8 protein-coding genes are annotated in these 7,989 nt (G+C 74.3%); 4 read left to right on the forward strand and 4 right to left on the reverse strand.

What is annotated here, in order from left to right:
• The 4 genes from AB4039_RS40390 to AB4039_RS40405 form a co-directional block, all read right to left on the reverse strand.
• Nucleotides 1-1,111, reverse strand: a 1,111-nt coding sequence (locus AB4039_RS40390; protein WP_442273123.1) for a chaplin family protein, incomplete at its 3' end; no start/stop codon positions are given.
• A 120-nt stretch (nt 1,112-1,231) separates the two neighbouring features.
• Nucleotides 1,232-1,465, reverse strand: coding sequence for a chaplin (locus tag AB4039_RS40395; RefSeq protein ID WP_442273124.1), 234 nt, complete (start codon nt 1,463-1,465; stop codon nt 1,232-1,234).
• 237 nt (nt 1,466-1,702) lie between these two features.
• Nucleotides 1,703-2,113, reverse strand: coding sequence for a rodlin (locus AB4039_RS40400; RefSeq protein WP_442273125.1), 411 nt, complete (start codon nt 2,111-2,113; stop codon nt 1,703-1,705).
• Between the two features lie 126 nt (nt 2,114-2,239).
• On the reverse strand, nt 2,240-2,479 hold the full coding sequence (locus AB4039_RS40405) for a chaplin family protein (protein ID WP_266839606.1): 240 nt from the start codon (nt 2,477-2,479) through the stop codon (nt 2,240-2,242).
• Between the two features lie 176 nt (nt 2,480-2,655).
• Between AB4039_RS40405 and AB4039_RS40410 the strand changes: the two genes are divergently transcribed.
• The 4 genes from AB4039_RS40410 to AB4039_RS40425 all read left to right on the forward strand — a co-directional run bounded on the left by AB4039_RS40410 (nt 2,656) and on the right by AB4039_RS40425 (nt 7,965).
• Entirely contained in the window at nt 2,656-3,771 is a 1,116-nt protein-coding gene (locus tag AB4039_RS40410) for a DUF3344 domain-containing protein (protein ID WP_266839604.1), read from the forward strand.
• Between the two features lie 64 nt (nt 3,772-3,835).
• Nucleotides 3,836-4,993, forward strand: coding sequence for a glycosyltransferase (locus AB4039_RS40415; protein ID WP_266839602.1), 1,158 nt, complete (start codon nt 3,836-3,838; stop codon nt 4,991-4,993).
• Nucleotides 4,994-4,995: 2 nt separating this feature from the next.
• Nucleotides 4,996-6,528: a sugar transferase gene (locus AB4039_RS40420; RefSeq protein ID WP_266841712.1), complete on the forward strand. Its 1,533-nt coding sequence runs from the start codon at nt 4,996-4,998 to the stop codon at nt 6,526-6,528.
• A gap of 3 nt (nt 6,529-6,531) precedes the next feature.
• Nucleotides 6,532-7,965 carry an O-antigen ligase family protein gene (locus AB4039_RS40425; protein ID WP_266839600.1) on the forward strand — a complete coding sequence of 478 codons (1,434 nt, stop codon included), beginning with the start codon at nt 6,532-6,534 and terminating at the stop codon, nt 7,963-7,965.
• Nucleotides 7,966-7,989: the final 24 nt, after the last annotated feature.

The raw sequence follows: 7,989 nt of genomic DNA on the forward strand, positions 1-7,989 counted from the left end.
GCGCGGGGACGGGAGCCGGCACCGGGGGCAGGTGCACCGGGAAGTCGCCGGCGGGGGCCGCCGGAGGCTGGTCGGCCGCGGGCACGGCCTCCGGAACCGGTACGGGGGCGGGCGCGGGGCGCTCCACGGGCTGGCTGCCGTGCGGCGGCCGGGGAGCGGGCGCCTCCTCCCGGGCGGCGGGGGGTGCGGGGGCCGGCGCCGGGACGGGCGCGGGGAGGGTGTGCGGCTGCTCCTCGGGCTGCTGCCGGGGCTGCTCCTCCGGCAGCGGGGGCCGGGGAGCCTCCTGGACGGGCGCCGGGAGGGGCGCCGGGAGGGTGTGCGGCTGCTCCTCCGGCTGCGGGGCGGGTGCCTGCGCTTCCGGGATGTGCGGGGCCGGGGCCGGTGCCGGATGTTCCGCGACCGGCGCCGGGCGGGGCGCGGGGTGGGGCTGCGGCTGCGGCTTCGGCAGGGGCTTGGGCTGCGGGTGGTGCGGGGCGGGGGCCGGCGGGGCCGGGTGGGGTGCGGGGTGCTCGGCGTGGGGCGCGGGCTGCCGGGGGTGGTCGTCGCACTCCTCCTCGCCCTGCGGGCCCCGGTCCTCGTCACCCTGGCCGCCGTAGCCGCCCCGGTCCTCGTGCCGGTCCTGCTGCGGGCGGGGTGCCGCGTGCCGCGGTGCGTGCGCGCGGGGCTCCTCGTGGCCGCCCTCCCCGTAGCCGCCGTCCCCGTAGCCGCGTTCCTCGTCCTGGCGCTGGGCGGGCAGGGCGTGCCGGCCGCCCCGGTGCTGCTCGCGCTCGTCGCGCTCGTCGAGGTAGCGCTCCAGGGCCGCGGAGTTCTCGGGGCTCAGGTAGCGCTCGTAGTCGTGGCCGGCGTGGGAGCCGGTCGTGCTGACACAGGTGTTCCCCATGGCGGGGTTGAGCGCGGCACCCCCGTCCACGCTGTTGCCGCACACGTTGGGCGCGAACGTGATCGGTACCGAGACGCTGTTGCCGGACAGCACGCCCGGCGAATGAGAGGCCTCGGACATCGCCCCGGGATGCGCGTAGGCCGCGCCGGCCGCGATCGACAGCAGGCTGGAGGCGGCCGCCGCCGTGAGCACCCCCTTGCCGAGTACCTGTCGGCTCAGTACCTGTCGCATGGGTCCTTCCCTGTCTACCGGCGCGGTGGCCGGTGCTCAATCCAAGACGGCCTCGGAGTGCACCGCCGTGCACTCCGAGGCCACCCGAGGAGGTCTGCCCTGGTGGGCACAGGCGCTGCGTCAGGCGTTGACGCAGGTGTTGCCGAACGCGGGGTTCAGCAGCGCGATCACGTTGACGGTGTTGCCGCACACGTTCACCGGGACGTGCACCGGGACCTGGATGAGGTTGCCCGACAGCACGCCGGGGGAGCCGACGGCCTGGCCCGCGGCGTCCGCGTCAGCCATGGCGGGGGCGGCGGCACCGGCGGCCATCAGGATGCCGGCGGCCAGGACGACTGCCTTCTTGTAGCTCATTTGATTTCAATCCTTCCTGCAGAGGTGTATCCGCTGCACAAATAACAACGAGCGGCCGGGTAAAAGGAAACCGAGATTTTCCGGAGGGTGTGGACGAATTCACTCCGATGGTCCGGCCGCTCGTCCGTACAATTCCCGCCCCTATTTACGGTCGTGGAATTGGGGGGCCCGACATGCGGCGAGGCCGCCGCGCCCCGAGGGTGCGGCGGCCTCGCTGGCGCGCGGCGCTGGGTGCGGTCAGCTGCCGGCGGAGACGTTGCCGGAGAGGACCGGGATGTTGTCCAGGATGTGCGAGAGGGCCTCGTCGCCCTTGGCCTGGGTGGAGTTCTCGGTGCACTGCTGGTTCTGCGGGCTGGACAGGACCGGGATGTCCTGGACGCCGACGTTGATGAGGGCCAGTACCGACTGGACGTTGGCCTTGGCCGGCAGGGCGATGCAGGGCTTGTTGAAGGAGCCCTGGATCAGCGCCATCTGCGGGCTCATGTTGCCGTAGGTGGCCTGGTTGCCGTAGATCTGCGCGGAGTTGTTGCCGTTCACGGTGTTGATGCCGTTGTCGTTCCCGATGGCCATCGCCTGCGGGGCCATGGCGGCACCGAGACCCATGACGGAGGCGGCAACTGCTGCGCCGGCCGCAAACTTCTTGATCATTGTTGTCCCTTTTTTGCAGGATTGCCCGGTACAGGAGCACCCGGATCAACGGCCCGCCCCGGGCGGGGGTTGCGTGACTTCACTCGGATGCCGCCGTTTCGGACGGCACGGTTGACGCTCAGGCGTTCACGCGGGGGTTGCCGAACGAGGGGTGGGCGGGGCGGTCGCGTTGACGGTGCTGCCGCACGCGTTCACCGGGGCGTCGGCGGGGGCCGGGTTGCCGCTCGGGGTGCCGGGGGGACCGGCGGCGACGCCGTCCGCGGTCGCCCCGTACCCGCCGTGCGCGGAGTCGGGGCCCGCGCCGCCCGGCGGCATCGTGGTGCTCGCGAGGGCCGTGGTGGTGCCGCGCGCAAGCCTCGCCCTCATCCCCGTTTTTCCTTTCGGGTTCGAACAATGGTGCAACCCATAACGACCCGCCCGACACGAGGGTGCGATCCATCGCCCAAAAGGCCGTACGAGCGAGTCCGGCGTGATTTCCGGCCTGATTTCTGACAAAGTGCACTCCTGTTTTGTCCCCTTGATCGAAAATGGAGACAGGCGTCATGGGTTCCTCCCGCAGAATCCTCGGCACAGTCGGCCTGCTGTCCTGCCTCACGCTTTCCGCACTCGTCCCCGTGGCGGAAGCCGCCGCACCCCCGGCCCCTTCCGCCGCCGTCCGCGAATCACCCCGGATCCCCTTCACGCAGCGTTACCAGGCGGTCCAGCACGGCGGCCTGGTACGGGCCTCCAACTCCTCGATCAGCTGCCGCTCGGCCGAGTCCCCCCAGGCCGAGCCGTGCCCGGAGGTGCAGAAGGGGGCGGCCGGGGTCAACGGCGACTTCGAGATGTTCTACGACGAGGTCGACAAGGACCCCGACACCTACAACTCCACCCGGGCCGAACTCAAGGTGCCGCCGGGCGCGAAGGTCTCGTACGCCCGGCTGTACTGGGGCGGGAACCTGCGCGTGGGCGAGCAGAAACCGCCCGAGGACAACGGCCGGGTGCTGGTCGCCGAACCGGGCGGCGCCTACAGGGCGGTGCTCGCCGACACCGTGGTCGGTCACCACACCGACGCGGGCAGCGACGCCTACCAGGCCTCCGCCGACGTGACCCCGATGGTGCGCAAGGGGGGCGCCGGGATGTGGACGGTCGCCCAGCTCAACATCGCCATGGGGCACTCCGAGGTGGGTGCCTGGGGCGGCTGGACCCTGGTCGTGGCGTACGAGCACCCCCAGGAGCCGCTGCGCCGGATCTCCCTGTGGGACGGCTTCGAGTCGCTGGCCGCCGGGGCCGGGGAGGCCGCCGGGGAGACGGTGGAGATCGCGGGGCTGAACGCGCCGGCCGGGGCGGCGGGACGCGCCGGGGTGGTGGCGTACGACGGAGACCGCGGGACCCTCGGAGACTCGCTCACGGTGACCGCCGACAGTGGCCGCCGGATCAGCATCAGCGATGCCGAAAACCCTTTCAATGATGTGATGAATTCTACTATCACAGAATTCGGAGGTCCCTCGTTCGTGCGACAGCCCGAACATATGAATAACCTCGGATATGACGCGGACGTGTTCGATCTGAGCCCCGCCCTGTCCGGGGGCGCCCACACCCTGAACTTCAGGTTCACGGGCGAAAGTCAGGGTCAATTCCTCGGTGTGCTCTTCGTTCAGACAGACGCCCGCCGCTGAACGCAGGAGACCACTCCCCGTGCGGAAACAGTCCTCACCAGCCCCCACACCTGCCCCGGAGCCCTTGACCGTCCTGCACCTCGTGCAGCCCGTCGACGGCGGAGTCGCCCGGGTCGTCACCGACCTCGTCCGGGCCCAGGCCACCGCCGGACTGCGGGTCCTCGTCGGCTGCCCGCGCGGCGGGCGGCTCACCGGCGACGCCAGCGCCGCCGGCGCCGAGGTGCTCACCTGGCGCGCCGGCCGCTCCCCGGGCCCCGGCCTGCCCGCCGAAGTGCTCGGCGCCGCCCGGCTGATCCGCCACGTCCGCCCCGACCTGCTGCACCTCCACAGCGCCAAGGCGGGACTGGCCGGACGGATCGCCGTACGGGGCCGCATCCCCACCGTGTTCCAGCCGCACGCCTGGTCCTTCGACGCCGTCGGCGGCGCCACCGCCGCCCTCGCGCTGCGCTGGGAACGGGCCGGAGCCCGCTGGGCCGACCGGGTGCTCTGCGTCAGCGAATCCGAACGCCGGGCCGGGGAATCCGAAGGCATCACCGCCCGCTGGTCCGTGATCCGCAACGGCGTCGACCTCGACCGCTTCCGCCCCGCCCACCGCGACCCGGACCGCGAACGCGCCGAGGCGCGGGCCGCCCTCCCGCTGCCCCCCGCCCTCACCGGCGACGGGCCGCTCGCCCTCTGCGTCGGCCGGCTCTGCCCCCAGAAGGGCCAGGACGTCCTGCTGCGGGCCTGGCCCGAACTGCTGGGCAACGTCCCCGACGCCCGCCTCGCCCTCGTCGGCGACGGCCCCGACGCCGAGCGGCTGCGCCGCGCCGCCCCGCCCGGCGTGCACTTCGCGGGGGCCGCCGCCGACATCCGACCGTGGCTTCGGGCCGCCGATCTCGTTGTACTGCCGTCGCGGTGGGAAGGCATGGCGCTCGCCCCGCTCGAAGCCATGGCCTGCGGCCGCCCGGTCCTGGTCTCCGACGTCAGCGGTGCCCGGGAGAGCCTGCCGCCCGGCCACGGAGGGCTCTGCCTGGTACCGCCGGAGGACCCGACGGCGCTGGCCAAGGCCCTGGGACGGCTGCTCACCGAGCCGCGGCTGCTCACCGAACTCGGGGAGCAGGCCCAGCAGCACGCCCGGACGGAGTTCGACGTGCGGCGGACCACGGACGCGGTCACCGGCCTGTACCACGAACTGCTGGGCAGGCCCCGGCCCTTGAACCAGGAGAGCGTCAGCCGATGACGATGGACAGCGCACCCGCCCGGCACACGGGGCAGGGCGGCACGGCGCCCGCCGGCGGCGGCGCCCTCGCACCCGCGCCCCCCGCGGAAGCCCGCCGTGCCGTGCCCGCGATCCACCCCCCGCGCGGACCCCGGGCCGACCCGGCCCGGCCCGCCGTCCGGCCCCAGCGGATCAGCCGCCGCGACGGCGTCGCCGCGCTGGTGACCGCCGACGCCCTGGCCGCCGCCGGCACGGCGGCCACCCTGCCCGCGGACGTCCTGCCGCCCTCGGCCACCGGCCCCTGCGTCCTCCTGCTCCTCGTCCTGCTCGCCGCCCTGCACGCGCAGGGCGGCCTCTACCGGCCCCGGCTCACCCCCTCCGCCCTGCTCGAACTGCCCGCGCTGGCCGGGCGGGCCGCCGTGCTGTGGTGCGGGGCCGCAGCCGTCCTCGCCACCACCGGGCCGCGGCAGTCCCTCGGCTGGAGCACCCTCCTGGGCGCCGTCGCCCTCCAGACCCTCCTGGTCTGCGCCGGCCGCGGCACCGTCCACGCGCTCCGCCGCCGCTCGGCCCTGCGCCACCCCGTCTCCACCCTCGTCGTCGGCCCCGGGGACGGGCCGGGCGCCGTCGCCGCCGCACTGCACGGACGCCCCGAGTACGGACTGCGGCCCGTGGGCATCGCCGACACCGCCGCCCCCGCCGACGGGGAACGCGGCCAGCTCCCCGTACTCGCCACCCACGAGGACGTCCGGCGCGCCGTCATCCAGAACTCCGTCCGGCACGCCGTGTTCACCCGGCCCCCCGAGGCCGACGAACGCACCGCCTCCCTGGTCCGGCTCTTCCACGACCACGGCTGCCGGCTCTGGCTCGCCGACCCCGCCGGGACGGCAAAGGTCACCGGCATGCGCGTCGCGCAGCCCGCCGACCAGCTGTGGGGATACGCCGTACAGCCGCTGCTGCCGCGCCCCGCCCGGACCGCCGAGCGCACCGCGAAGCGGGCCATCGACTCCCTCCTCGCCGCCCTCGCCCTCCTCGCCGCCGCCCCCGTCATGGGCGCCTGCGCACTGGCCGTACGGATCTCCGACGGACCCGGGGTGATCTTCCGTCAGGAACGGGTCGGCCTCTACGGGCGCCCCTTCACCCTGCTGAAGTTCCGTACCCTGCGCGCCGACGAGCACGAGTCCGCCACCCGCTGGACCGTCGCCGGCGACCGCCGGATGAGCCCCGTCGGCTCCTTCCTGCGCAAGTCCTCCCTGGACGAACTGCCGCAACTGTGGAACGTCGTACGGGGTGACATGAGCCTGGTCGGCCCCCGCCCCGAACGGCCCTTCTTCGTCGCCAAGTTCAGCAGCGTCCACCCCGGCTACGAGGCCCGCCACCGGATGCCCGTCGGGATCACCGGACTCGCCCAGATCAACGGACTGCGCGGGGACACCTCCATCGAGGACCGGGCCCGCTTCGACAACCACTACATCGACACCTGGTCGCTGTGGCAGGACCTGTGGATCCTGGCGCGCACCGCGGCCTCCTTCTTCCGCTTCCGGCTGGGAGGGAGCTGACCGATGAGCCTCGCCGCCGCCGGGCCCGCCCGGATCACCGATCCGGCCGGCCCGCTGCGCCGCCACTGGCCACTGCTGCCGCTGGCCGCGACCGTCCTGTTCCTCCTCGCCCCGCTCCCCGCCGGGGACGCGACCGCCTCCGGGAAGGTCGGCCCCGCCGACGCCGCCTCACTGCTGCTCGCCCTCGTCTGCGCCGTACAGGCGCTGCGGGGCCGGGTACGGACGCTGACCCCGCTGGGCGTGCTCGTCCTCGGGGCCCCGGGCGTCGGGCTCGCCGTCTCCACCATGACCGCCGGGGACCCGCACGCCGCCCTGCCCGGGTTCGTGCGCTACCTCCAGGTCTTCGTGCTCGTCCCGGCGGCCGTGGTGCTGCTGGTGCGCGACGCCCGCGAATTCCGGATCGCCGCCGGGTGCTTCGTGGTGCTGGCGCTCGTACAGGGCGCCGTCGGCGTCGCGCAGTTCGCGACCCACACCGGCGCCTCCTACCAGGGCGAGGACATCAGGGCCGTGGGCACCTTCGGCCCCGGCGACGTCATGGGCATGGCCACCGTCGTCGCGTACGGGCTGACCGTGGCCACCGCCGCCGCCCTCGCGCCCGGCCTCCCGGCCAGGGTCCGCCGGATCGCCGGGGGCTGCGCGCTGGTCCTGGTCGTGCCGCTGGTGCTGTCCTTCAGCCGGGGCGCCTGGATCGCCACCGCGGGGGCCGCGCTGCTGGTGATGGGCCTGGCCGGCATCCGGCGGGCGCTGAAGGTGCTGGTCGCGCTGACCGCGCTGGGCGTGGTGCTGGTCGGCGGGCTCGGCGTCGGCTCCGAGATGGTCGCGGAGCGGCTGACCTCCATCACCCAGGTGTCGAGCGCACCCGACCAGTCGGTCACCGACCGCTACACGATGTGGGCCGCCGCGGAGTCGATGTGGCGGGAGCGGCCGGCGGTGGGGGTGGGGCTCAAGGGCTTCCCCGCCCACCGGGACGGCCACTCCTCGCTCGGCCTGTCCTCCGGCAGCGACACCGCCGGGGCGGGCCAGGCGTTCATCAAGCAGCCGCTGCTGTCCCCGCACAACATGTACCTCCTCGTCCTCGGCGAGCAGGGCCTGACCGGACTGCTCGCCCTGGCGGGAGGCTGGGCGGTGCTCCTCGTCGCGGGCCTGCGCCGGTACGCCGCCGACCGCCGGGCACGGGGGAGCCGCGACTGCGGGCTGATCGCGCTCGGCCTCCTCGTGTGGCAGCTGACCGACTTCCTGTACGCGGACATCGGAGGGCCGTCCACCGTGCTCACCGGGGTGATCATCGGCCTGGCGGCCTGGTGGGCGCTGCCGTCGCCCGGGGGCGCGGTCGGTCCGGTCGGTCCGGTCGGTCCGGGTGGTCCGGGTGGTCCGGGCGTCCCGGGCTCTCCGGGCGGTCCGGGCGGCAGGGCCCTTGAGGGACCGGCGGCCCGGTGACCGACACGACTCCCTGGCGGCGGG

Origin of the sequence: Streptomyces sp. M-16, assembly GCF_052114405.1 — a bacterium.
Classification (GTDB): domain Bacteria; phylum Actinomycetota; class Actinomycetes; order Streptomycetales; family Streptomycetaceae; genus Streptomyces.

What these genes read in the sequence shown, in the direction of transcription:
- AB4039_RS40395 (WP_442273124.1), bottom strand. Translation starts at nt 1,465, where the DNA reads ATGAGCTACAAGAAGGCAGTCGTCCTGGCCGCCGGCATCCTGATGGCC.
- AB4039_RS40400 (WP_442273125.1), bottom strand. Translation starts at nt 2,113, where the DNA reads ATGATCAAGAAGTTTGCGGCCGGCGCAGCAGTTGCCGCCTCCGTCATG.
- AB4039_RS40405 (WP_266839606.1), bottom strand. Translation starts at nt 2,479, where the DNA reads ATGAGGGCGAGGCTTGCGCGCGGCACCACCACGGCCCTCGCGAGCACC.
- AB4039_RS40410 (WP_266839604.1), top strand. Translation starts at nt 2,656, where the DNA reads ATGGGTTCCTCCCGCAGAATCCTCGGCACAGTCGGCCTGCTGTCCTGC.
- AB4039_RS40420 (WP_266841712.1), top strand. Translation starts at nt 4,996, where the DNA reads ATGGACAGCGCACCCGCCCGGCACACGGGGCAGGGCGGCACGGCGCCC.
- AB4039_RS40425 (WP_266839600.1), top strand. Translation starts at nt 6,532, where the DNA reads ATGAGCCTCGCCGCCGCCGGGCCCGCCCGGATCACCGATCCGGCCGGC.